At 64.4% G+C, this 22,343-nt stretch carries 19 protein-coding genes and 3 pseudogenes; 14 read left to right on the top strand and 8 right to left on the bottom strand.

The window, feature by feature from the left end; translation table 11 throughout:
• The first annotated feature begins 1 nt into the window (after window position 1).
• From AAHS21_RS29675 to AAHS21_RS29645, 7 genes are read left to right on the top strand one after another with little or no spacing between them, the layout of a single operon-like run.
• Window positions 2–1,120, top strand: coding sequence for an acyl-CoA dehydrogenase family protein (locus AAHS21_RS29675; RefSeq protein WP_342930954.1), 1,119 nt, complete (start codon window positions 2–4; stop codon window positions 1,118–1,120).
• Complete coding sequence (locus AAHS21_RS29670) at window positions 1,120–2,109, top strand: acyl-CoA dehydrogenase family protein (protein WP_342930953.1); 990 nt, start codon at window positions 1,120–1,122, stop codon at window positions 2,107–2,109. Before AAHS21_RS29675 ends, AAHS21_RS29670 begins: the two co-directional genes overlap by 1 nt.
• On the top strand, window positions 2,106–2,918 hold the full coding sequence (locus AAHS21_RS29665) for an enoyl-CoA hydratase/isomerase family protein (protein WP_342930952.1): 813 nt from the start codon (window positions 2,106–2,108) through the stop codon (window positions 2,916–2,918). The genes AAHS21_RS29670 and AAHS21_RS29665 overlap by 4 nt, the downstream gene beginning before the upstream one ends.
• Window positions 2,918–3,667 (top strand): 3-oxoacyl-ACP reductase family protein, encoded by a 750-nt coding sequence (locus AAHS21_RS29660; RefSeq protein ID WP_342930951.1) that lies wholly within the window; start codon window positions 2,918–2,920, stop codon window positions 3,665–3,667. Before AAHS21_RS29665 ends, AAHS21_RS29660 begins: the two co-directional genes overlap by 1 nt.
• On the top strand, window positions 3,664–5,298 hold the full coding sequence (locus AAHS21_RS29655; protein ID WP_342930950.1) for an AMP-binding protein: 1,635 nt from the start codon (window positions 3,664–3,666) through the stop codon (window positions 5,296–5,298). Before AAHS21_RS29660 ends, AAHS21_RS29655 begins: the two co-directional genes overlap by 4 nt.
• Complete coding sequence (locus tag AAHS21_RS29650) at window positions 5,295–6,101, top strand: acyl-CoA thioesterase domain-containing protein (RefSeq protein WP_342930949.1); 807 nt, start codon at window positions 5,295–5,297, stop codon at window positions 6,099–6,101. The genes AAHS21_RS29655 and AAHS21_RS29650 overlap by 4 nt, the downstream gene beginning before the upstream one ends.
• Before the next feature lie 11 nt (window positions 6,102–6,112).
• Entirely contained in the window at window positions 6,113–6,958 is an 846-nt protein-coding gene (locus AAHS21_RS29645; RefSeq protein WP_342930948.1) for an enoyl-CoA hydratase, read from the top strand.
• 24 nt (window positions 6,959–6,982) lie between these two features.
• Here AAHS21_RS29645 and AAHS21_RS29640 read toward each other — a convergent pair whose 3' ends face one another.
• The 3 genes from AAHS21_RS29640 to AAHS21_RS29630 are packed head-to-tail and all read right to left on the bottom strand — an operon-like array spanning window position 6,983 to window position 11,035.
• A complete protein-coding gene (locus AAHS21_RS29640; protein WP_342930947.1) occupies window positions 6,983–8,608 on the bottom strand; it encodes a class I adenylate-forming enzyme family protein in 1,626 nt (541 codons plus the stop codon).
• The gene (locus AAHS21_RS29635) at window positions 8,608–9,849 is read right to left on the bottom strand and encodes a cytochrome P450 (protein WP_342930946.1); all 1,242 of its coding nucleotides are present in this window, start codon (window positions 9,847–9,849) and stop codon (window positions 8,608–8,610) included. The genes AAHS21_RS29640 and AAHS21_RS29635 overlap by 1 nt, the downstream gene beginning before the upstream one ends.
• 1 nt (window position 9,850) lies before the next feature.
• On the bottom strand, window positions 9,851–11,035 hold the full coding sequence (locus tag AAHS21_RS29630; RefSeq protein WP_342930945.1) for an amidohydrolase family protein: 1,185 nt from the start codon (window positions 11,033–11,035) through the stop codon (window positions 9,851–9,853).
• Window positions 11,036–11,181: 146 nt separating this feature from the next.
• Between AAHS21_RS29630 and AAHS21_RS29625 the strand changes: the two genes are divergently transcribed.
• Together AAHS21_RS29625 and AAHS21_RS29620 are read left to right on the top strand one after the other, a co-directional pair.
• A complete protein-coding gene (locus AAHS21_RS29625) occupies window positions 11,182–12,213 on the top strand; it encodes an acyl-CoA dehydrogenase (protein ID WP_342930944.1) in 1,032 nt (343 codons plus the stop codon).
• Between the two features lie 4 nt (window positions 12,214–12,217).
• Window positions 12,218–13,384, top strand: a complete 1,167-nt coding sequence (locus tag AAHS21_RS29620; protein ID WP_342930943.1) for an acyl-CoA dehydrogenase family protein — start codon at window positions 12,218–12,220, stop codon at window positions 13,382–13,384.
• Between the two features lie 9 nt (window positions 13,385–13,393).
• On the opposite strand, the pseudogene AAHS21_RS29615 reads toward AAHS21_RS29620, so the two are convergent.
• The 3 genes and pseudogenes from AAHS21_RS29615 to AAHS21_RS29605 all read right to left on the bottom strand — a co-directional run bounded on the left by AAHS21_RS29615 (window position 13,394) and on the right by AAHS21_RS29605 (window position 15,982).
• Window positions 13,394–14,189: pseudogene (locus AAHS21_RS29615) on the bottom strand (SDR family oxidoreductase).
• A 12-nt stretch (window positions 14,190–14,201) separates the two neighbouring features.
• Window positions 14,202–15,146, bottom strand: a complete 945-nt coding sequence (locus AAHS21_RS29610; RefSeq protein ID WP_342930942.1) for an alpha/beta hydrolase — start codon at window positions 15,144–15,146, stop codon at window positions 14,202–14,204.
• Window positions 15,146–15,982: an SDR family oxidoreductase gene (locus AAHS21_RS29605; RefSeq protein WP_342930941.1), complete on the bottom strand. Its 837-nt coding sequence runs from the start codon at window positions 15,980–15,982 to the stop codon at window positions 15,146–15,148. The genes AAHS21_RS29610 and AAHS21_RS29605 overlap by 1 nt, the downstream gene beginning before the upstream one ends.
• A gap of 133 nt (window positions 15,983–16,115) precedes the next feature.
• Here AAHS21_RS29605 and AAHS21_RS29600 point away from each other — a divergent pair, with 133 nt between their 5' ends.
• The 3 genes and pseudogenes from AAHS21_RS29600 (at window position 16,116) to AAHS21_RS29590 (ending at window position 19,368) form a co-directional block, all read left to right on the top strand.
• Window positions 16,116–17,243 carry an amidohydrolase family protein gene (locus tag AAHS21_RS29600; protein ID WP_342930940.1) on the top strand — a complete coding sequence of 376 codons (1,128 nt, stop codon included), beginning with the start codon at window positions 16,116–16,118 and terminating at the stop codon, window positions 17,241–17,243.
• A 47-nt stretch (window positions 17,244–17,290) separates the two neighbouring features.
• Entirely contained in the window at window positions 17,291–18,529 is a 1,239-nt protein-coding gene (locus tag AAHS21_RS29595) for a cytochrome P450 (protein ID WP_342930939.1), read from the top strand.
• A gap of 50 nt (window positions 18,530–18,579) precedes the next feature.
• Window positions 18,580–19,368, top strand: a pseudogene (locus AAHS21_RS29590) (enoyl-CoA hydratase).
• A 242-nt stretch (window positions 19,369–19,610) separates the two neighbouring features.
• On the opposite strand, the gene AAHS21_RS29585 reads toward AAHS21_RS29590, so the two are convergent.
• Window positions 19,611–19,991, bottom strand: coding sequence for a DUF21 domain-containing protein (locus tag AAHS21_RS29585; RefSeq protein ID WP_342930938.1), 381 nt, complete (start codon window positions 19,989–19,991; stop codon window positions 19,611–19,613).
• 3 nt (window positions 19,992–19,994) lie between these two features.
• On the opposite strand from AAHS21_RS29585, the pseudogene AAHS21_RS29580 reads away from it, so the two are divergent.
• Both AAHS21_RS29580 and AAHS21_RS29575 read left to right on the top strand, forming a co-directional pair.
• Window positions 19,995–20,320: pseudogene (locus AAHS21_RS29580) on the top strand (hypothetical protein); the annotation flags it as partial.
• A gap of 74 nt (window positions 20,321–20,394) precedes the next feature.
• Window positions 20,395–20,682 carry a hypothetical protein gene (locus tag AAHS21_RS29575; protein WP_342930937.1) on the top strand — a complete coding sequence of 96 codons (288 nt, stop codon included), beginning with the start codon at window positions 20,395–20,397 and terminating at the stop codon, window positions 20,680–20,682.
• 168 nt (window positions 20,683–20,850) lie between these two features.
• Here AAHS21_RS29575 and AAHS21_RS29570 read toward each other — a convergent pair whose 3' ends face one another.
• Window positions 20,851–21,600 (bottom strand): GntR family transcriptional regulator, encoded by a 750-nt coding sequence (locus AAHS21_RS29570; RefSeq protein ID WP_342930936.1) that lies wholly within the window; start codon window positions 21,598–21,600, stop codon window positions 20,851–20,853.
• Between the last annotated feature and the right edge of the window lie 743 nt (window positions 21,601–22,343).

The raw sequence follows: 22,343 nt of genomic DNA, 5'->3' as shown, positions 1-22,343 counted from the left end.
CGTGCATGTGCACGATTTCCGCACAGGGGTGCGGGCCTGGATCGACGCGCGGGGCCATGAGCTTGTCGGCCCGTTGGGGGAAGACAGCGTCGACTCCCAGCTTGATCACCAGCGCCGCGTCCAGCGGATGCTGTTCGACGATGGCTGGATGCGGTGGGGGTGGCCGAAACGCCTCGGCGGGTTGGGCGGCTCGCCGATTCTCCGCGCTGTGCTCGGCGAGGAGCTCACCAGCCGCGCGCTGGTGCACACCACCTCGTGGTCGATGCACGAGGTCCTGGGTCCGGCGGTTGCTGAGTTTGGTCGGCCCGAAGTGGTCGATGAGATCTTTCCTCGGCTGCTGCGCGGCGATGAGTTCTGGTGCCAAGGGTTCTCCGAGCCCGGCGCGGGTAGCGACCTGGGATCGCTGCGGACAAGCGCAAACGCAAACGGCGACGACTGGCTGATCAACGGAGAGAAGCTGTGGACCAGCTTCGCGCAACACGCGACCCGCTGCGTCGTCCTGGCCCGAACCGGCGAGCGCGGGTCCCGCGGCGTCAGCGCATTTCTGGTGGATATGGACACTCCCGGCATCAGCGCGAGCCCGCTGCGCACGATGGCCGACGTCGACGAGTTCTGCTCGACGTCGTTCGTCGACGTCTTGGTGCCCGCACACCGCATGCTCGGCGACGTCAACGCCGGCTGGCAGGTTGCCCAGTACATCCTGTCGTGTGAACGCGGGCCCATCTTCTGGCAGCGCGGCGCATGGCTGGGCCACCACCTCGCCATGCTTCTCGAGGCGGCGCATGACGCGGCAGCCCAGGCGGCACTCGGCGAGGCCTACGAAACGCTTTGGGCATTCCGGGCCCGCTCGAAGGCCACTCAGGACCAGATCGCCCATGGCGATCTACCGGGCCCTGAAGCCTCCGTCGACAAGATCCTCATCGCCGCCGCCGATCAGGCGGTCTTCGACGCTGCCCGCGAATTGCTAGCCGGTGTCATCCAAGCCGACGACACGCCGCGGGGACGGGCGTGGCGGCGAGAATGGGCCTATTCACGCGCGGCGACCATCTACGGAGGCACCAGCGAGATCCAGAAGGACATCGTGGCTACGCGATTACTCGGATTACCCAGGAGCGCCTGATGGCCGACGTCATCGAGGCCACCGAACGCGATTTGATGGCGCAGACACTGCGCCGGTTCGCCGCAGAATTCGACGGTGCGCACCTGTCAAAGGCGCTCGCGGATTTCGGATTTGCGGAGCTGCTCGCCGAGGCGCCCCGCGAGGCGGTGTCGACGTTGTTCGATGCGCTCGGGCGGGCCGGTTCGACGTCGACGTCGCTTCAGGACGTCCTGCTGCAGCCGTTAAATAGGGTGCTGGAGCGCGCAACCGGGGCTCACTGTGTTGTGCTGCCCAGGATCGGCGCTGACCTTTCGGGGTCGTTCGATGGCGATGTCGTCACTCTGCGCGGTCTGGTCATCGGCCAGCGACCGGCCACCGTATTCCTCGCCCCTGTGGCGACCCGCGGTTCCATCGCGTGGGTCAGCGTCGCCGATCCTTCCGCGCTGACGACAAGGGTTGTGGCAGGCCTGGATCCAGCACTCGCGATGACTGAGGTCGACGCTGCGGGGGTCGCGGCGACGGTCGTGTCCGCGGGTGAGCAGGCAAACGCTTTGTGGAACGCGGTGGCCTCTGCCGGCCGGCGGGCGCTTGGGTACCAAATCGTCGGGGCGGTCGGCGCGATGATCGGCCTGGCGGTCGAACACGCACGTAACCGCGTGCAGTTTGGCCGCCCGATCGGCTCCTTCCAGGGTGTGCGTAATCGCCTCGCCGAAGCCTACGTGGCGTACACGGCTGCCGCGGCGGCGCTCGAATTGGCTTGGGAGGCCGACGACGAATACCTGGCGGGCATGCTGGCGAAATCCTTGGCCGGTCGGTCGGCGCGCGTTGCGGGAACGCACTGCCAGCAAGTGCTGGCCGGCATCGGCTTCACCGCCGAACACCCATACCACCATTACCTGGCGCGCGCCCTGGTCCTGGATTCGGTACTGGGCTCGACCGTCGAACTGCGCAGAGCCATTGGACAGCAACTGGTTTCGGCAGGGGACATCCCGCGGCTGGTCGAGCTGTGAGCAACGACGAGCGTTGCGCAGCGCTCGCCGACGCAGCCGTCCGCGTGACGCGCGACGGGCCGGTGGCGTTGGTTACGCTTGCGCGGCCGGCGAAGTCCAACGCGATGGACGGCGAGGTCACCCGCGCGCTGCTGGACGCGGTGCGGTCGCTTTCCGGCAGCGGTGACGTGCGGGCAATGGTGCTCACCGGCGGCGGTACGGCGTTCAGCGCGGGCGGGGATGTCCAGACGATCCGAGAGATGCGCGCGGACAGGGGACTTCGCGACGCGATCCTCGGTGCGCACCAAGAGTTGTTCTGGGCCATGAGTCGGCTGCCGTTCGCGAGCGTCGCGGCGGTCAACGGCGCCGCAGTTGGGGCAGGTGTCACCGTCGCGCTGCTGTGCGATCTTGTTGTCATGGCCCAAGACGCTTTCCTGTCCGATCCGCGCGTCGCGCTCGGCTTGCTCGACGGCGCGGGCGGGATTGTGTTGTGGCCGTTGCTGACCAGTCTCTCCGCGGCAAAGGAGCACCTGTTGCTCGGCGATCGGATTTCGAGCGCCGAAGCGCACCGGCTCGGCCTGGTCAACCACGTCGTTCCCACCGAAGAAACCGTGCCGGTGGCCCTTGACCTGGCCCGCAGGCTGGCATCCCTACCGCAGCACGCGGTGCGGGAAGCGCGGCGCTTGCTGAACTCGCACCTCGAGCGGGCGGCGCCGGTGCTTTCCGAATGCGCACGGGCCGAGAGCGAATGCTTCGACACGGAAGAGCACCATGCTGCGCTACAACGGTTGAGCGTGCGACTTGCCGCAAGACCGCCAAGGGAGTCGTAGTGGTCGCAAGTAACCGCGTCGCGCTGGTCACCGGCGGCACCCGCGGGATCGGACGCGCCGTGACGGAGAGGCTGGCCGACTCCGGGATCGATGTAGCGACCGCTTACGCCACCGATTCCGTTGCAGCAGAATCGACCCGGGACCGCTGCGAGAAGGCCGGTGCCCAGGTCACCCTGCACCGGGTGGACGTGGGCGACCCGAAGTCCTGTCGGCGTCTCGTCGACGAGGTCTTAGACCAGCATGGGCAACTCGACTACCTGGTCAATAACGCCGGCATGGTGACCGAGCAGCGTTACGGCGACATCACCACTGCCGACTGGCAGCGGCACCTGGCGGTCAACCTCTCGGCCGCGTTCTTCCTGTCGCAGGCGGCCATGGGCACCATGGTTGAGTGCCGCTTCGGTCGCATCGTCAACATCGGCTCGGTGTCTGCGACGATGGGCAGCCCAGTGCAGATCCCTTACGCCGCCGCTAAATCCGGACTTATCGGCCTGACGCGGTCCACCGCGCGCGCGGTCGCCCGGACGGGGGTCACGGTGAACTGTGTGATCCCGGGAAGCTTCGACACCGAGCTGTCGGAGTCGCTGGCCTTCACCGACCGCGACACGGTGACTTCGATGATCCCGGTCGGGCGGTGGGGCCGGCCCGAGGAGCTTGCCCACGCGGTGACGTTCCTTCTTGACGACCTGTCGTCCTACATCACCGGCGCCGTGCTCACCGTGGACGGCGGAATGAGCATGGGCGGATGACCCCGACCCCATTGACGGCCGCGCGCGTCGTTGCCCCCGGTATACCAAAGGACCGGCAGGACGAGTACCGGAGACTTGCCTACGTCAGCGACCTGACCATCAGCGCGGCGGTCACCCGGGCCGCGCGGCAGTGGGGCGCGCTGCCCGCCATCCGTGAGGCCGCACAGCAGCTGACCTACCAAGAGCTGCTCGAGCATGTTGAACGCGCGGCGGCGTGGTTCAGCGGTGCGGGCATTGGCGCCGGCGACGTGGTGTGCTGGCAAACCCCTAACTGGTGGGAGGCGCAGGTGCTGGCCCTGGCCATCTGGCACGTGGGTGCGGTGAGCAGCCCAATCGCGCCGTTTTACCGCGAGCATGAACTCCGCCAGGTCATTGAGCAGGTGCACCCGGCGGCCGTCATTGCGGCCCAATCGTTCCGCGGCTTCGGGCACGCCGAAGCATTCGACGACCTGCTGGCCGAAAATGGGCTGCGTGACATCCCCAAAGTCGTGCTGCGCGGGTTCCGGTCCAGATGGACACCGTTCGACCATGTCGTCTCGCATGGGCGCCGCCACCAATACGCGGTGCTGTCACCCGATGAACCCTGCCTGGTGCTTTTCACATCCGGAACTACGTCGAAGGCAAAAGCCGCCGTGCATTCCTCGCGCACATTGCTGGCGGAGACCCGACAACTAGCCGACGCCTGGGGCCTGTCATGGGAGGACGTCGCCTATATGGCGGCGCCCCTGCAGCACATCACCGGAGTGCTGAACGCCATGACGATTCCACTGCTGGTCGGCGCGAGCGCGGTCCTCGCCGACCGCTGGGATGCCGACCAGGCCGTCGTCGAGATGACCCGCCATCGGGTGACCTACACGGCTGGTGCAACGGTGTTCTTGCAGGAACTCACCCAAGCCGCCCGTGATGCGCGCGTTCGTCTGCCGCTGAGGATGTTCGCTTGCGGTGGAGCGTCGGTGCCACGTGCGGTCATGGAGCGCAGCGAGGAGCAGGGCATTCCCGCGGCCCGGGTCTACGGCATGACCGAGCTGCCGACAGTGACCGTGATGAATCGGGCATTTCCGTTTGACCTGCGCGCGCAGACCGACGGCGCAGTGGCGCCGGGCGTCGAGGTGCGCGTTGTCGACGGCGAATCCGGAACGCTGCCAACCGGAGTGGAAGGCGAACTGCTAGTGCGGGGGCCCGAGCGCATGCTCGGCTACCTCGACCCCGAGGACAATCGCGCGGCACTGGACGAGGCTGGTTGGTTTCGCACTGGTGACGTCGGCGTCCTCGACGACGCGGGTTTCATTACCATCACCGGGCGGCTGAAGGACGTCATTAACCGCGGCGGCGAGAAATTCTCCGCCCGCGACATCGAAGACCTACTCGTCGCGCATCCTGGGGTGCGGCAGGCCGCCATCGTCCCAGGGCCCGATGCACGCTTTGGCGAGGTCCCGGTCGCCTTCCTGGTGCTCGACGGCCACGCACATCCCTCAGCCGGCGAACTGGCCGCACATCTGCACGCCGCCGGCCTGGCACGCCAAAAGACGCCGACCGCGTGGCATTTCGTGGATGGGCTGCCAATGACCCCGTCCGGCAAGGTGAAGAAGTTTGAGCTAATCGCAAATGTGAAAGCAGAAATCAGACGATGAATCTCGATCAGTTTCGCGCCGTCCTTGACCTTAAATCCGATGCCGGTGGCCGCACCGTCCTTCCGGTCGTCGACTCCACCGGACAGCGGATCTTCGGCGGCCAGATACTCGCCCAACTCGTCGCCGCCGCCGAAAACGGTCGCACGGTGAAGTCGCTGCAGGTCGCGTTCCCGCGCAGCGGGAGGCCCCACGACCCGCTGTACTTGGACCTGGAGAAAACCCACGACGGCCGCTCTTTGGGATTGCGCCGCGTTGTCGCGTACCAGGACCAGCTCCTTGGGGGGCGGCGCGTCGTTGCCGTCGGGTCGCTCCTTGTCGACCGCGCTGACGGCGAGTACGACTACCAGTTCGACGCTGCGGATTCGTCAGACCCGTTGACCGCCAAACCGATTGATTTCGCCGTCGTGCCCGGCGAGTCCCGCCTGATCAGCGACGTAGGACTCGACGACGTCAGCGCCGCGTCCGCTGAGCTGTCGTTCTGGATGCGCTGCCCCGACTTCACCGATCCCGCGTTGGCCCGCCCGGTGCTGGCTTATGTGTCGGACTGGCCGGTGATCGGGACGCTGCTCAAGGCGGTACCCGGTCTGAGCCAGGACGACGCGCACGTTCGGCTGCAGACCGGCGTGGTCAGTCATTCGATGTGGTTCCACCAACCGTTCGATGTGTCGGGTTGGTTGCGGGTTCATGTGCGCGGCCAGCGGCTGGCAGGCGGCCGAGGATTCGGAACCGGCGCGGTCTATACGCAGGCGGGATCCCTGGTCGCCTCATTCGCCCAGGAGAGCGTAATTAGAAACTTCAGATAGAGGAGACAGCAATGGCAGCAGAACATTTCGTCCGTTACGAGACCGATGGCCCGGTGGCGGTCATCACGCTGGACCGGCCGCAGGCCGCCAACGCGCAGACACCTGGGATCCTCAAGGACCTCGACGACGCCTGGCGGCGAGGGGACGAAGACCAGGTCGTGCGGGTGATCGTCTTCACCACGACCGGAAAGCATTTCTCGGCCGGCCACGACATGTCGGGCAACGACCCATCTGCCAACGGTCGCAACCTTCGTCCCAGACGTGCCGAGGATGGAAAGCTGGTGGCCGAGGATTACTACGACTGGGAGACCCGGGGCTATCTGGAATACGCCAAGCGCTGGCGTGACATTCCTAAACCCACGATCGCGGCCGTGCAGGGTAAGTGCATCGCCGCGGGGCTGATGTTGTGCTGGCCGTGTGACCTCATTGTCGCAGCCGACAATGCTCAATTCTCCGACCCTGTTGCGCTGATGGGCATCATGGGCGTCGAATATCACGCTCACACTTGGGAACTCGGCCCCCGCAAGGCCAAGGAGATCTTATTCACCCAGGATTCGGTGAGCGCCTCGGAGGCATTGCGGACAGGGATGGTCAACCATGTGGTGCCGCTGGAAGAGCTGCGCATGTTCACGATGCGGCTTGCCCATCGCATCGCTGAAACCGACCCGTGGGCATTGCGTATGGCCAAGCGCGCGGTCAACCACACACTCGACACGATGGGCTTTTCCAACGCGATCGAATCGTGTTTCGACATGCACCACCTCGGCCACGCGCGGGCGCTGGCGGCCACCGCCGGCAGGACCGTGGTGATGGCGGACCTGGACCGGATGAAGGCCGCCGGCCGCGCTGATTCATGAGGCTTACGTGCGGAATTCGGTGGGTCAGTCACCGGTCAGGATCCGGAAGAGTCCTTGGCGGTCGACTTTGCCGGTGGGCAGCATGGGTAGGTCGTTCTCGGCGATAAGGCGAATGACCGTGGGAACTTTGAATGTCGACAGGTTGCGGCGGGCGTGCGCAACAATGGTTTCCACCGACAACCGCGCCCCGTGCGCGGGCACGACGGCGGCCCCCACCACCTGTCCGCGCACCGGGTGCGGCAGGGCGATCACGAAGCTGTGCAGGACTTCAGGAATCGAATCCAACACGGATTCGACCTCCGGCGGTGACACATTGGATCCCGCGGTCTTGATGAGAGTACTTGCGCGGCCGGTGAAGTGCAGATGGCCGGCGTCGTCGAACCACCCCCGGTCGCCGGTGGCATACCAGCCGCCGGGGCCGAACACCTCGTGGCGTTCCTGTTTATAGATGCCGCTCATCACGATCTGACCGCGAACCTGTATCTCGCCCTCTTGACCGTCGGGCACCTCGACGCCCGAGGAGGGGTCGACGATCCGGTGCTGCACCACCCCAGGCAGCGGAATCCCGAAAGAGCCGCGCAGTTCCGGTGGTAGCGGGGTATCGGGCACCTCGACCATCGTGTGCGGGCCGCCGGTCTCGGTCATGCCCAGTAGGTTGGGTGCGAGATCGGGTTCGCGTGGCCGCCGGTCGGGCGGCAACGCCTCGAGCATGGTGCCGCCCCGCACGCTCGACAGGTCGCGCTTGGCGAAGTCGGGATGGTCGGCCATGGCCTGGCTTGCCTGCGCCCAGCATGAGATGAACGTCGCCCGTTCCCGCTCCAACAGCGCCAGCGTGCTGCTCGGCTCGAATACGTCCTGCGCCAGTATGGCCGCTCCGGTCGAGAGTGCCTGCAGCACAACCATCGTCAGGCCGCCCACCCAGAAGAACGGCATCGGCGAATAGATGCGGTCAGTCGAGGTGACACCGCGCTGGCGGGCCAGAATATAGGCGTGGCGTACCAGGCTGCCATGCGTGTGCACGACGGATTTCGGCTGTGCCGTTGTCCCGGATGTGGTGACCACGACGAGGTCATCCGCGGGCCGCACCTCGTCTTCAGCCGAACGTGCCAGCGATACAACCGATTCCGCTCGCGGCCACGGCGTCGCCCACGACTGGTCGCAGTCCGGCCAGACGTATACCCGCCGTAGGTAGGGCGCTGCCGGCGCGGCGATGGTGGGCCCCCCGTCGGCGAGGCCCGGCAGTGCGTCCTGGAAGCGCTCGACGAGGTCGCGGCCCGCGATCGACTGGCCCATGAGCATCGCTTGTATATCGGTGTGCCGCAACAGCCGCGCGAGTTCCTCGCCGGGTGCGAAAGTTGACAGGGGAACGGTGAGTGCGCCGATTCGTGCGGCTGCCAGCCATGAGATAAGCCACTGGGCGCAGTTCGGGAACAGGATGCCGACCCTGCTTCCCTTGCCGACACCAGAGGCCAGTAGGGCGTCGGCTAATTCCAAGGAGGCGGTGTCCGCCTCGGCGAAAGTCATTCGCTCGCAATCGGTGACAAGGAACTCGCGATCGGGTTCGGCTCGCCTCAATCCGAGGAGCTCGGGGATGCTGGCAGGCATGCCGTCCGGCGTCGAAGATTCCGCCGCGGCCAGGACCCCGGCCATCAGCCGACGTGGATGGGGATGTGGGAGTAGCCGGCGACGTTGGACATGGTGACCCGGCGCAGGCCGTCGGTGTCAACATCGAACCGCGGCCAATTTTGCTGGAGGTGTTGGAAGGCGACCCGGCTCTCGAGTCGGGCGAGCCAGGAACCCAGGCAACTGTGCGCGCCGTAGCCGAACGCCAGCGTGGTGGCCCCGCCTCGCCGGATATCGAAGGCGTCGGGCCGGTTGTAGGCCCGCGGGTCCCGGGTCGCGGCCCCCGTCACCAAAAGGGTGGGGGAGCCCGCGGGAATCGTCTTGCCGTGCAGGATAACATCGCGGGTGGCGAAACGCCCCTGATACTGCGACGGCGGGTTAAGCCGCAGCATCTCCTCGATCGCGCCAGGAATCAGTGTGGGATCAGCGAGCACCAATTCCCACTGCTCGGGATTGTGGTGAAAGGCCATCACACCGTTGCCCACCAGCTTGGTGACGGTCTCACTACCCGCGGCGGCGAGAAGCACTGAGAACGTAGCGATGTCCTCGTCGCTGAGGCGGTGTGTCACCCCAGCTTCATCCTCATATGTGGCTGTGACCAGTCTGCTGATGATCAGGTCGTCGGGGTGACGACGCTTCTCACGGGCCAGTTCCAGGAAGTACTCTCCCATCGCCATCGAAGCGGCCACGCCACTTTCTGTGGCGAACGGATTGTTTTCCTCCCGATGCAGGAATCCGTCTGTCCACAAACGGATCTGCTGTTGTTCACCAGCTGGGACGCCGAGCATCGAGGAGATGATTTCCACAGGGAACAGGGCGGCGAAGTCGGCCACCACATCGAAGTTCTGCCTATCCTTCAGCGCGTCAATGTAGGACGTCACCACCTCGCCCACGAGCGGTTCCAGATTGGCGATCGCCGCCTTGGTGAACACCTGTCGCACCAGCTTGCGCAGCCGCTCATGCTCCGGGGGATCCATGATGATCAACATGTTGGTGCTCAACCGCTGCCGCATCGACAGCACATCCAAGGTCACCCCGTAGGCGCTGCTGAACGTCTCCCAATCGCGGTGCGCGGCAACCACATCCTCGTGGCGGGTCAGGGCGTAGAAGTCCCACCGCTCGCTGTAGTAGACAGGCGCTTCATCGCGCATCCACCGGTAAGTCTCATACGGGTCGTCGAAGAAGACATCCGCGTACGGGTTGAACTCCGCCGGGGCGTCGTCTTGGCGCGCTTTTGTGGCGGGCGGCGCACCCTGATCCGTCGACATCTCAGGCGTCCACCCGCATCATGCTCGACAGCGTGCCGCCCATCACCATGGCGATCTCGCTGTCGCTTAGCTCTGGGTGACGTTCGGCATAGCTGAGGGGATCCGCCAGGCCCTCGGGATGCGGATAGTCCGAGCCGAAGAACAAGTGCTCGATCGGCACCAGCTTCGCGAGTTGGGCCACGTTTTCCTCCCAGAAGGGATTGAAGTAGACGCAGCGGCAGATGGCCTCCACGGGATCCTCGCTGTAGAGCTGCGGCATCTTCTTGCAGGTGTCGCTGAGGTTCTCGAGCAGCCTTGGCAGCCAGGTCGTTCCGTTCTCCACCATGCCGATACGAAGCTCGGGAAACCGCGTTAGCAGTCCGTGGCAAGCCAGTGCCGCGACCGCGTCCTCGGCAGGGTTGCGCGCCAGGCTGTAGTAGGAGCGGAACGGCGATGGTTGGAACGGCCGGAACTCTCCGGAACCCTCCCAGTCGTTGGCGTACCTGGAATACCCGCTGTCTGAGGCGTGCATGATCACCAGCACGCCGGTCTCGACGACGCGTTTCCAGAACGGGTCGAACTCGGGCAGCGCGAATGACCGCGGGCCGTGCAGCCCGGGTACCGGCGCCGGGCGGATGAGAATGGCGCGCGCGCCCCGCTCGGCCACCCAGTTCAGCTCGTCGATCGCCCGCTCCACGATAGGCAAGGTGATGATGGGTGTGGTGAAGATGCGGCCCTTGTAGTCGAAACTCCAGGTCTCGTGCAGCCACTGGTTCAGGCCGTGAATGATCGTGTGGGTCGCCTCGGGGTGCTCGCGGAAACGTTCCTCCACCAGGCTCGCCAGCGTCGGGTACATCATCGACTTGTCGATGCCCTGCTCGTCCATCAACGCCAGCCGGGGCGCTGGTTCACGCATCGCGGGGGTCGCCTCGATCGCCTTGCCCAGGATCTCGCGATGTGATTTGCCTTCCGGATTGCCGTTGTGGAAGTAGTCCTCCTGGGCGCCCGGCGCGGCAACCTTATCGAAGGTCGGGTTGGGGATGTACTCGCTGATCTGTCCAAGGGTGGCGATCTTGGTGCGGCCGTCCACCTCCACGTAGCGGATCGCGCCGTGATACTCCGGCGGCAGGAACTTCGTCAGCGCATCGCGGGTCTCGTACATGTGATTATCACCATCGAAGACCGGAAATCCCAGCTTCGGTGTCATCGAAGTCCTCCTCGGGGCGGCGGCAGGTATGCGTCAGACTCTAACAGTGAGTGCGTATTTAGAGAATATGCCTCTACTTTTATGCATGTGACAACTCCGTTGAGGGTAAGGTTCTGGCTACGGCGCGAGTATGGGAGGAGCCCGAGGTGGATCTGCGTCTGACTGATGAGCAGCGCGCGGTTCGCGAGGCGTTCGCCGCACTATTCCGCAAAGAGTCAACACCGCAGCGGGTTCGGATGGCCGAATCGACCGGCATGGATAGGGCCTTGTGGCAGGGCTACGCCCAGGTCGAGGCGTTGGGGATCGGCATCCCATCGGATCACGGCGGCGCCGACGGCGGCCTGCTGGAATTGGCGTTGATCGCGCAGGAGGCAGGCCGTCGTCTAGCTCCGATTCCAATCGCGGAGACCGCGGCCGCGGCCCGTCTGCTTGGTCGCCTCGGCGAAAAAGAGCTGTTGGGGCCCGTGTTAACCGGATCGAACATCGTTTCGCTGGCAACGGGCAGTCGACCCGTATGCGACCAACTCCTCGTCGACGGCGCGATCGCCCACGCGGTGCTGGCTTTCGACGGTGAATCTGTGCGTTACGTGACCCGACGGGACGGGCAGCCGACGATCCTGCACCGCAACCTCGGCGGCTTGCCTGTGGCGCGATGGGACGTTGACGCTGAGGCCACCGGCCGTTCGCTCGCCGAAGGCGAGCCTGCGCGGGCCGAGTTCGCGAGGGCCCTGGACGACGTCCGTGTGCTCCGGGCTGCCGCGCTGATCGGGCTGGCCGAGGAAGCCGTGCAGATCGGGTCCGAGTACGCCAAAGTACGGATGGCGTTCGGCCAACCGATCGGTATGTATCAGGCCGTTGCGCATCCTTTCGCCGACATCCTGGGCGCCCTTGACGGCGCCCACCTCTTAGTCCAGAAGGCGTGTTGGGCGTTGGACAGCGAGCAGGACGACGGGCCTGCGCTTGCCTCGATGGCCTTTGTCTTTGCCGCCGAAACGGCCTATCAAGCCAGTCAGCACAGCCTCCACGTGCACGGCGGATACGGCTTCACCGAGGAGTACGACATCCAGCTCTACTACCGACGGGCCAAGGCTTGGACGGTGGCGTTCGCCGATCCCCGGCGTGAGCTTCTCGTCCTCGCGGATAGACGCTTCGGTCCCGCTCTCCCGGGAGGTCGCTGAGCGAATGGATTTCACCGAACCCGCGAACTGGAGCCGTATCCGAAGCGATGCCGAGGCATTCATCGCTGAGCACGTCACCCGCGAGGTAATCGAGAACGAGCGTCGAACCGGAGACGGCGTCGACCGGGCGCTGACGCGCGAGCTCGGTGCACGCGGTTGGGTCGCGCCGACCTGGCCGGTCGAGGAAGGCGGCGCCGGACTCGACCACTTCGAGGCGTCAGTGCTGTTGGATACCCTGCGCAAGGGCGGCGTCCCGACGATCGGGCCCGGCACGACGATGCTGCCGGCGAATGCGATCAAGGCCACGGGCTCCGAAGAACTTAAGGCCAGGATCCTGCCCGGCGTCGCCGCCGGTGAGACTCTGATCTGCCTGGGCTACACCGAACCGGCCGGCGGATCAGATGTCTTCGCCTGCGCGACGCGCGCTCAGCGTGACGGCGACGAGTGGATTGTCAACGGACAGAAGATCTTCACTACCTTTGCCCACGTCGCTGACTACTGCTTCCTGCTCACTAGGTCGCAGCCAGGTTCGGCCGGCACCCGCGGTATGACCATGCTGCTGGTACCGCTCGATACACCCGGCATCGAGATCAGGGCGGTGCACACCATGGGCTATGAACGCACGAACGTCGTGTTCTACAGCGACGTGCGGGTCGCGGACGCGAACCGAATCGGTGAGGCACACCAGGGCTTTTCGGTGATGCGAGCCGCCCTCGAAGCAGAGCAGAACATCGCACCGAGCGCGAGGACAAGATCGATCGCAGCAGATGCGCTCGAGTTCGCCCGCACGCAGCCCGGGCCAGACGGCGCCCCCTTGATCAACGACCACCTCGTCCGGGAGCGGCTGGCACGAATGGCGATGGAAGCCGAGGTCGCTGACCTGCTCGGGCTGCGTGTCGCGTTCTTGGATGCCGACGGCGAGAAACCGGGGCCGGTGTCGGCCCTGTTCGGCCCGGAAAGTTATGTCCGTGCCTCGGCCGCTGCAATCGACATAGCGGGAATGTCGGGGCTGCTCGACTGGACCGATCCTGAGGCTCCCGTCGACGGCAGCATGGACGCGCACTATCGCAGCGCGGTCGCGACGACGATCTATGGCGGTTCCAGCGAGGTGCTCCGCAGCTTGATCGTCGAGAACCGGCTTGGTCTGCCTCGCAGTCGTCCACGGCGATAACGCGCGTATCTACAGAAAATCGCTGCTACCGTCGACATTGAGGTGCGCACCGGTCATATAGCCGTTGGCGCGCGACGCGCAGAATGCGATGACGGCGGCGACCTCGTCAGGCAGGCCCAGTCGGTTGAGGTCTATCGACATTCCGTGGCCGCGGGCCAGCACCCCGAAGGCCGCGACGGGATCGTTGGCGTCGATTCCCGCAGGGGCGAGCAGTGGTCGTGCCCAGTCGGTAAGTATCGGACCCGGCGCTACCGCGTTCACTAAAATCCCGTCCGGTGCCAGGGAGCGGGCGAGATTTTTCGTGACGGACAGCAGCGCGCTTTTTGCCGCGGTGTAGCTCACGAGTCCGGGGGATTGGTGTTGCACCGACATCGCCGTCAAGTTGACCATCCGCGCCCCAATCGGCCCCGCGCAGCAGGGGCAATGCGGCTCTCACGCAACGAACGGCCGAGGTCACCCCTTGGTCGAAGGCATCGCCCCATTCGGCGTCGTCGAGATCCTCGAATCGTCCTGCACCGATGGGTCCGGCGGCGTTGATCAACACGTTCAGCGCGCCCCATCGCGTCCGCACCTCGTCGAAAACGCTTTTGACTTCTGCGCCCGAGGTCAAGTTTGCCAGCAGCAGCAGCACCTCAGGACTACCGGCATCCTGGGCGGCACGGTCGGCTCCCGTGAGCCGGGACGTGTCCCGCCCGATGACGCCGACCCGGCACCCTTCGCGGGCAAGACACGGTGCGGTGGCCAGTCCGATGCCGCGGGTACCGCCCGCTATCACCGCCGTTGCGCCGCTGAACCCAAGATCCATGATGGTGGCCCCTCACGTCGACGGGTCGTGTGCGCGGAACTGGCGGACCAGCCAGTCGGCGCTGTCACGCGCGGCGCACCTCACGACCGCGCAGTCGGCGAACATATCGAAGCCGTGCACCGCGCCGGCGTAGACATGAAGCTCGGTCGAGACACCGGCGCGGCACAGCCGCGCGGCGAAGTCGATTGCCTCGTCGCGCAAGCAGTCGGCGGTGCCCACCGCGATGAATGTCGTTGGTAGTCCTGCCAACTCGGCCGCTCGGGCCGGTGCCGCGTCCGGCGGCACCTTGTCGGTTCCGTGGCGGTCGCCGAGATAGGCGCGCCACCCGAAAGCATTGGATTCGCGACTCCACAGCGGGAGTCCGTCCAGCATGCTAGAGGGGGTGTTCATGCGGTCGTCGAGCATGGGGTATTCGAGGTATTGGAAGGCGACATGATCGTCACCCCTGTCGCGCCAACGGAGTGCGAGCGCCGCGGCGAGTCCGCCACCGGCGCTGCGGCCGGCTATGCCGATACGGCGCGGGTTGATCCCTAGATCGCCCGCGTGCGCGACGACGTAGCGCAGGCCCTCGTCACAATCATCGAGGGGAAGCGGGTACTGCGCTTCCGGCGCGAGGCGGTATTCGACACTAACGCAGATACAGGACAGCGAGCGGCACCATTCACTCAAGCGGAAGTCATCCATATAGCGGTTGCCGATCACCATCCCGCCCCCGTGCATCCAATAGAGGACGGGCAGGTCGCCGACGGCGTCACGCGGACGCAGCACGGTCACGTCGACTCCGCCGTTCGGTTTTGTCGTCAACTCGGCGCGTTCGATGTCCGGTGCCGCGACGGGCTGGAACACCGCGTTCTGCCGCATCATCGGTACGGCCTCGGCCGAGAAGACGAATTCGGGTATGTCGCGGACGGCTTCGCGGATTTCGGGGTCGAGTGCTTCTCGGCCGAGCATGACCATTAACCGCCTCCGAGCATGTGCTTGGCCGCTCCAACGAGGCCGCCGTCGACGCGGATGTCGCATCCGGAGATGAAGGCCGCGGCGTCGGATTCGAGGAAGGCGACAAGCGCTGCGATGTCGTCGGGGCGGCCGGGCAGCGGGCCGTCGGGTCGTTTCACGGGAGTCAGCTCGACCATCTGCGGAATAACAGGCTGTCGCTCGAGTTCCAGCCGACCCATCGCAGTGTCGATCAGGCCCGGCGAGATGGCAACGACGCGTGCCCCTTTGGCGCCCCAGGGCGCAGCCAGGCGTTCCGTCAGCCGCATCACCCCACGCTTGGCCAGCACGTAAGCCGTCGCACTGTCGATTGGATGGCCCAGAGCCTGCTCAAGTGTGCCGAATAGCCCGTCGGCCAGCGGATCACAGAGCAACTTCTCGATAGCCGGGTCAACCTCGCTGTAGCCGGCGATCGAGCCGAACAGGATTGCGCAACTGCCGGGCTCCACCAAGGGGAACACCGCGTCGGTCACGCGCACGCTGCCGACGAGGTCCACCTCCACTACCGTGCGGGCGTCGGCCATCTCGGGTGAGACCCCCACCGTGTGCACCAGACACCGAAAACGTCCCCGGGCGCGCACTCGCTCAGCGACGGCGGCGACGTCGGCGGGTGACGTCACATCGCATAGCAGTGTCTCCACGCTCGCTCCTCGTGCGCTGAGCATGGACCGCGCCTCGTCGAGTTGGCTTTGGTCAACGTCGAGAAGAAGCAAGTGGCCCCGATCTGCAAGGGCGCCGGCAGAGGCGAGCCCCATTCCTCCGGCGCCGCCGGTGATCACGAGCACGTCGGTGTGGGTCATGTCGGAGAGCCTCTCGATGGTGGATGCAGGGCTATGGTGGATGCATGGCTGCGCGTAACTATAGTATGATCGTTGCATCTGGCGCGGGTGGCGTTCTACTGTTGAGAAGCGCTTCCACTCAGAAAGAGATCGTATGCTTCCCGAAGACGCAAGAATCATCTCCGTTGACGACCACGTCATCGAACATCCCCGTGTTTGGCTTGACCGGCTGCCCTCAAAGTACGAGGACGTGGCGCCGCGCATCGTGAAGCTCCCCGACGGCAACGACACTTGGCTCTACGAAGGGCGGCAATCGGGCAACTTTGCTCTCAACGCGGTGGCGGGTAAGCACCCGCGTGACTTCGGCATGGACCCACGCAGCTACGACGACATGCTGCCCGGGTGCCATGACATCGCCGACCGCATCAAGGACATGGACATCGAGGGCACCTGGGCCCAGCTGTGCTTCCCGAACTTCGGCGGCTTCGCCGGCAGCACGTTTTACGCCGCCGAGGACAAGGACTTCGCGAAGCTGTGCATCAGCGCCTACAACGACTTCATCCTCGATGAGTGGTGTGCCTACGCCCCCGAGCGCCAGATCCCGTTGATGATGGTGCCGTTCTGGGACATCGACGCGTCGGTGGCCGAGATCGAACGCACCGCCGCCAAGGGTGCAAAGTCGGTTTCGTTCATCGAGGCGCCGCACAAACTAGGCCTGCCGTCGTTCCACACCGACCATTGGGATCCGATCCTGCGCATCTGCGAGCAAGCCGAACTTCCGCTCTCGATGCACTTCGGCTCGGGTGGCATGCCGCAGGGGCTCGCAGCGGATGGCGATATGTTCATCAGTATCGCGCTGTTCGGGCTGAACTCGATGATGGCGACCGTCGACATGTTGGTGTCCGACGTGTTCTACAAGTTCCCCAATCTCAAAGTCGCACTGTCCGAGGGCGGCATCGGCTGGATGCCGTATCTGCTGGAGCGCATTGACTACTCCTGGGGTCGGCACAAGTATTGGTGCAATATCAACGCCGATAAGCTCCCCTCCGAGCTCTTCCGGGAGCACATCTACGGCTGCTTCATCTCCGACCAATCGGGTATCGAGCAACGGCACCGCATCGGGATCGACAACATCATGTTCGAAAGTGACTATCCGCATTCGGACTCCAATTGGCCGCACACCCGCAAGTTGCTCGCCGAGCACTTGGTCGATGTGCCTGACGACGAGGCTCGTAAGATCGTCGAGCTCAATGCCCGCACGCTCTATCGGTTTTGGGACTGAGGCACCTTTTGATGGGAGAAACGATGAGGGCGAATGGATCCGATTTAATGTTCGATCCGTTCAAGCCCGGGCCACGAGACCAGCTGCCGCAGGTGCTTGCCGAGTTACGGGAGCGATTTCCCGTTTACCGCACCAGCTCTGACATCTGGGTGGTATCGCGGTTCGACGATGTCAAGGCTGTGCAGTCGAACCCGCAGCAGTTCTCGTCGCGGCCCAATCCCTATGAGGGATCCGCGCCGCCCGATGAAGAGATGAAACCGGAGGTACTCGACCGACTGCTTGCGCTGGCTGCGGGCATCCCGGTGGACATGGCTGAGATGGCGTCCGCGAAAACCATCGCGGCGGCCGACCCGCCTCAGCACACCCGGATGCGCCGAATCGTCAGTAGGGGATTCACGCCGCCGCGCATCAAGGAGATGGCGACCGCGATCGAGGAGATCGTCGAACGCTGCTTGGTCGGAATTGAGGACGAGCCCGCCTTCGACGTGGTGGAGCGGCTCGCCGTTCCGCTGCCCGTCGAAATGATCTGCCACATCTTGGGCATCGATGGCAGCCACTACGGCCAGGCCAAGCGTTGGTCGGACGCGTTCGCCGCCGCAGCCGGCGGGGTGTTCAGCAGCCCCGCTGAGCGCAACGAGTTGATGTTGAGCACCATCAAGGAGTTCAGCACGTACTTCGTGCCGTTGATCGAGGCGCGGCGCGTTGAGCCGAGAAATGATCTGGTCAGTGCGATGGTCGCGGCGATCGACAACGAGTCGCTAAGCAATGTCGAAACATTGATGGTGGCGATCACCATTATGGTCGCCGGCAACGAGACGACGACGAATCTCATCGGTAACACCGTTGTCGAACTGCTGGCCAACCCCGACCAGCTCACGCTGTTGCTCGACAATCCTGACCTGCTGCCCAATGCGGTTGATGAAGCCAATCGATTGACCTGCCCGATCCAATTCGCTTTTCGCGAGGCGACCGAGGACAACGAGATCGCCGGCACGGCAATCCCCAAGGGCGCGATCATTGCGTTGCACATGGCCGCGGCCAACCGAGATCCGCGCCGCTTCGATGACCCCGACCGGTTCATGATTACCCGGCCCCCCGGCAAGAACCTGGCATTCGGACACGGCATCCACTTCTGTCTGGGCGCCCATCTTGCCGGCCAAGAGGTGCGCGCCGCGGTTAGCGGGTTGCTTCCGTATCTCGACCGCCTGGAGATAGCCGGAGAGCTGGAGCGCAATCCGACTGCGCTGTTGAACGGTTGGCAAAAGGTCGAGCTTGCGTGGATCTAGGAAATTGCGCACGCCAGCGTGAGTGACAACGAATTGCCCAGGACCGCTTTATGGGTGGCGTGAACCAGCCGCTTGTCTTGCGCGAGGACCGCAGCGCGGTCCGGGTGTTGACGATGAATCGTCCCGAGTCGCGAAATGCGTTGAACACTGACCTGATCAGCGCCTTGCATACCGCTTTGATACATACTGATCGCGATGCTTCGGTGCGTGCGGTGGTGCTGACCGGTGCGGATCCGGCATTCTGTGCCGGCCTCGATCTCAAGTAGGTTCAGCGCGACGGGTCTACCTATTTCGAACGGCTTCACGCCGAGAATTGCATCACCAAGGTCGCCCAGCTGGGCAAGCCGGTGCTGGGAGCGATAAACGGGGCAGTGATTACCGGCGGTATGGAGATGGCACTCGGTTGCGACTTCCTCGTGGCTTCCGATCGAGCGGTCTTCGCTGACACTCATGCCCGGGTGGGCATCCTGCCCGGTGCAGGCAGGACCGCGCGGTTGCCTCAGGTTGTCGGGGCCGCAATGGCCCGCCGGCTCTCGATGACCAGTGAGGTCATTGATGCAGCCGGGGCCGAAACTATGGGTCTGGCGACGGAGGTCGTTGCACACGCACAGCTGCTGGACCGGACCGTCGAGTTGGCGACGCAAGTCTGTGAGGTGGCCGCACCCGTCATGCAGGTCCTCAAGGCGATATACGTGGCCGGCGCTGCCGCGATCGTCGACCCTGCCCTAGCCGCCGAACAGACGGTCGCCGCCACCACTGCCGGGCATACCGACGGCGTGGACGAGCGGTATCGACAAGTCGCAGAACGTAACCGGCGACAGATTCGCCGGCTAACATGAGGTGGACCGCCCGATGGCAGATGCCGATCACCGGAACTCGATAGAGGCTGACCGTCTGACACCGGCCGACGCAGGGGTTTGTAGTGGGCTGAAAGGTCCTGCCCGGCTTTTGAGTCTCGTGTCTCACACTGGCGCCGCTGCGACGCACGACAGAGCCGATCGGCTGGCCGCTATAAGGGTCATGGCGCCAACATGCGGCCAACGCATCAGACAAGCTGATCCAACACGTCTGATTGCAGGCTTCACGTCTGATCTGACCAGCGCAAAACCAATACTTCGCGCAGCCGGCGCTCGTGGATCTCCAAATCTCCGGTGATAATCGTTCGCTGGTCGACGGTGAGCCCGGGGTGCGCGATGACGAGTTCACGTAACTCGTCGGGCGAAAGTTGTTCTCGGCCAACGCTGGGATCGCCACCGAGCAGCCGAACGACGACGTCGGTTGCCTTACCGAGCAGCCAAACCACCGGGCGTGAAATGGTGGCCAGAATGTTCAGCGGTGTGGCCACGAGTCGGGACCATTGCCGGGCATACTGCATCCCCAGCCTCTTCGGGGCAAGCTCGCCGATAACGAGGTTCACACCGGCCAGGATGAAGGTGACAAGAGCGATCGCGACCGCGTTCACGAACTGTTTTCGGCTGATGGCTCTATGACCAGGCCATCCGCGAGGTTGCCGCTGAACACGGCTGGTCGTCCACCTGGCTCAACAACCAAGCTGCCGGCTACGTCTGCAGGACCCAAAGACACGGCAACATCGTCTTCGACCACCCATCTCCAAGTCGCTGCCACACCACCCCAGCATCTTCTTGCAATGAAAGTCCGCGCGGCCCGCGCGGCCCGCGCGGCCCGCGACGGCGACGACCTCCGATTCCTGCTGGGCCATCTCAAGATCACATCGCCGGCCGAGGTGGGGGCAATCGTCGAACGCTACTCCTCGGCACTGAGATACCGTAGCGCTCAAAGCAACTCATCAAAGATCTGTTACCAACTGAGGAACACGACTGACGAACATGCGCGACAATGGAGAGGTGGACGACTGGGCCGAAACCGACCTGGCGTGGGAACTAGCCGAGATAGCTTGCCTCCTCATCCCTGACGGTGATCGCACTGAGGTGTACACCGCCATTGGCGCAGGCTATTCCTATGCCGCGATTGGCGCGCTGCTCAGAACGATCGACCACGCGAGCGTGCCCGTATCCCTCGAGCTCCTAACCAGGCTCGCCGATTGGCTCAACGCCTATGCGCATCATGACGACGCACCCCTCCTACACGAAATGCTTGACTCCATCCGGGGAGTAACCCGGAATTCGGTGTAAGTGGCCCGACGCGCCGGGCATGACCAGCTCTTTGCGCCGTCCGCGCGGACTCCGATCATCCCCAGCAGGAACAGCTTCTCCTCCCCAGAATCGGTTGGCAGTTGGGTGTACGCAACGGGGTTGATTTCGGCCAGCGGGTCACCAGCCGTCAAGTCCCTCTGCTCGCTCCTAGTCACCATCGGCGACCTGGGCATCGCCCGACTCGGACCAGTAGTCGCGCGCTCGCAGCGCGTCGATCGTCACTTTGGCACAGGTGCGCAGGTGCTCCTCAGTCGCCCTCTCCGCGGCTTCGCCATCGTGGCCCTCCAATGCAGCAAGGACACGCTCTCGGTACACTGTTTCCGTCGCCGGCCAGCGGGCACTGCTGAAGTAAAAGTCGTTCGGCAGCGCAAAAGCCAAGAACCGAAGCGTCAGGAGCAACCGGTCAGAAGCTCCCATGTGGTTGATGAGTCGGTAAAACTCGTAACTCAATGCCAGCCGCGTCGGCAGATCCTGCGTGGTGGTGATATCTGTGTGCAGCTTATGCAGGGTGCGTAGCTGCTCGTCGGTGATGTGCTTGGCTGCCCGTCGTGCGGTGAGCCTGAAGAGCAGGCTGATTACTTCGAAATGATCTTCGATGTCAGGGACCGTGAGCCTGGCGACGAACGCACCGCGGCGGGGAATCGATTCAACGAAGCCCGTCGCTGTGAGGTCGATGAGCGCCTCTCTGACAGGCAGCCTACTAGTCCCGAGCTCGTCAGCAATCTGATCTTGATCGACTTTGCCCCCTGGCCCTAAGCGACCGGATACGACACCTTCGCGAATGTAGTCCGAGGCCAGTTCTTTGAGGCTTTGGTAGTTGGTGCTACCGCCCCGGCCGGGACCGAATAGCACGGGATCGGCATGCCTTCTTGGGCTGGCATCTTCAGGATCGAGCAAGTGTGACACGCTTTCTGCTCAACACGCTAGGCTGGGACCGCCTGAACCAACGAAAATAGATTAATAGTATAATATATAATGTTATGTCTGATTGTGTCGACTTGACAAGGACCCAAGAGTCGTCGTTCAGCTCCCCCAGTCTCGGCATGGCCGACGAACAATAGCCTGTCATCACGGCCAAACGCTCGTGGCACGACGACAGCGGCTCGCTGTTGCCTGCCAGGGTGATGGGACCACCGGTTTGCCATGAGTATGGGACCGGGTCGTTCCGGTACTCGTCGGGATCGCCGAGACCGCTGATCCCCAGATAGCGTTTCCAGGCGCGGGCCGTGGGGCACTCGGCAGTGTGGTCTGGTCCAGCCGAGAAGCGTCACAGTGACAAATAGTCGTCCTTTCCGTGGGCCACGCGCAACGGAGCGGCCCACATGAGCTTGCCACCAGCCGGCGGCCGACGGACCGTAGAGCAGTCGACAAATCGCGGTGGCCCCACGACACAAACCAAACCTAGCTGCCGAACCGACCGGACCTTGGGTGCGTCGACCGTATCCCGCGACGCGTAATGCCGACAGACTCGCCAAGGCGATGACTATGGAGGATCAATGCTGGGTCAAGTCCACGGACGTGGTGTACGACGTCGTCGTGTGATTCTTCGAGCTTTCATTTAAGCGGTCAGTGCCGCCGGGGTGGCCTCCTGTTCTGTGGGGGTATTGGTGGTGAGCCGCGATTTGCTGAGGACATCGAGG

The sequence above is a fragment of the Mycobacterium sp. 050272 genome (genome assembly GCF_039023525.1).
Classification (GTDB): domain Bacteria; phylum Actinomycetota; class Actinomycetes; order Mycobacteriales; family Mycobacteriaceae; genus Mycobacterium.
The sequence above is the reverse complement of the archived record's forward strand: the minus strand, read 5'-3'. Positions and strand labels throughout refer to the sequence as shown.

What these genes read in the sequence shown, in the direction of transcription:
- AAHS21_RS29600 (WP_342930940.1), top strand. Translation starts at nt 16,116, where the DNA reads ATGCTTCCCGAAGACGCAAGAATCATCTCCGTTGACGACCACGTCATC.
- AAHS21_RS29635 (WP_342930946.1), bottom strand. Translation starts at nt 9,849, where the DNA reads ATGTCGACGGATCAGGGTGCGCCGCCCGCCACAAAAGCGCGCCAAGAC.
- AAHS21_RS29640 (WP_342930947.1), bottom strand. Translation starts at nt 8,608, where the DNA reads ATGGCCGGGGTCCTGGCCGCGGCGGAATCTTCGACGCCGGACGGCATG.
- AAHS21_RS29670 (WP_342930953.1), top strand. Translation starts at nt 1,120, where the DNA reads ATGGCCGACGTCATCGAGGCCACCGAACGCGATTTGATGGCGCAGACA.
- AAHS21_RS29595 (WP_342930939.1), top strand. Translation starts at nt 17,291, where the DNA reads ATGTTCGATCCGTTCAAGCCCGGGCCACGAGACCAGCTGCCGCAGGTG.
- AAHS21_RS29605 (WP_342930941.1), bottom strand. Translation starts at nt 15,982, where the DNA reads ATGACCCACACCGACGTGCTCGTGATCACCGGCGGCGCCGGAGGAATG.
- AAHS21_RS29655 (WP_342930950.1), top strand. Translation starts at nt 3,664, where the DNA reads ATGACCCCGACCCCATTGACGGCCGCGCGCGTCGTTGCCCCCGGTATA.
- AAHS21_RS29630 (WP_342930945.1), bottom strand. Translation starts at nt 11,035, where the DNA reads ATGACACCGAAGCTGGGATTTCCGGTCTTCGATGGTGATAATCACATG.
- AAHS21_RS29620 (WP_342930943.1), top strand. Translation starts at nt 12,218, where the DNA reads ATGGATTTCACCGAACCCGCGAACTGGAGCCGTATCCGAAGCGATGCC.
- AAHS21_RS29650 (WP_342930949.1), top strand. Translation starts at nt 5,295, where the DNA reads ATGAATCTCGATCAGTTTCGCGCCGTCCTTGACCTTAAATCCGATGCC.
- AAHS21_RS29645 (WP_342930948.1), top strand. Translation starts at nt 6,113, where the DNA reads ATGGCAGCAGAACATTTCGTCCGTTACGAGACCGATGGCCCGGTGGCG.
- AAHS21_RS29610 (WP_342930942.1), bottom strand. Translation starts at nt 15,146, where the DNA reads ATGGTCATGCTCGGCCGAGAAGCACTCGACCCCGAAATCCGCGAAGCC.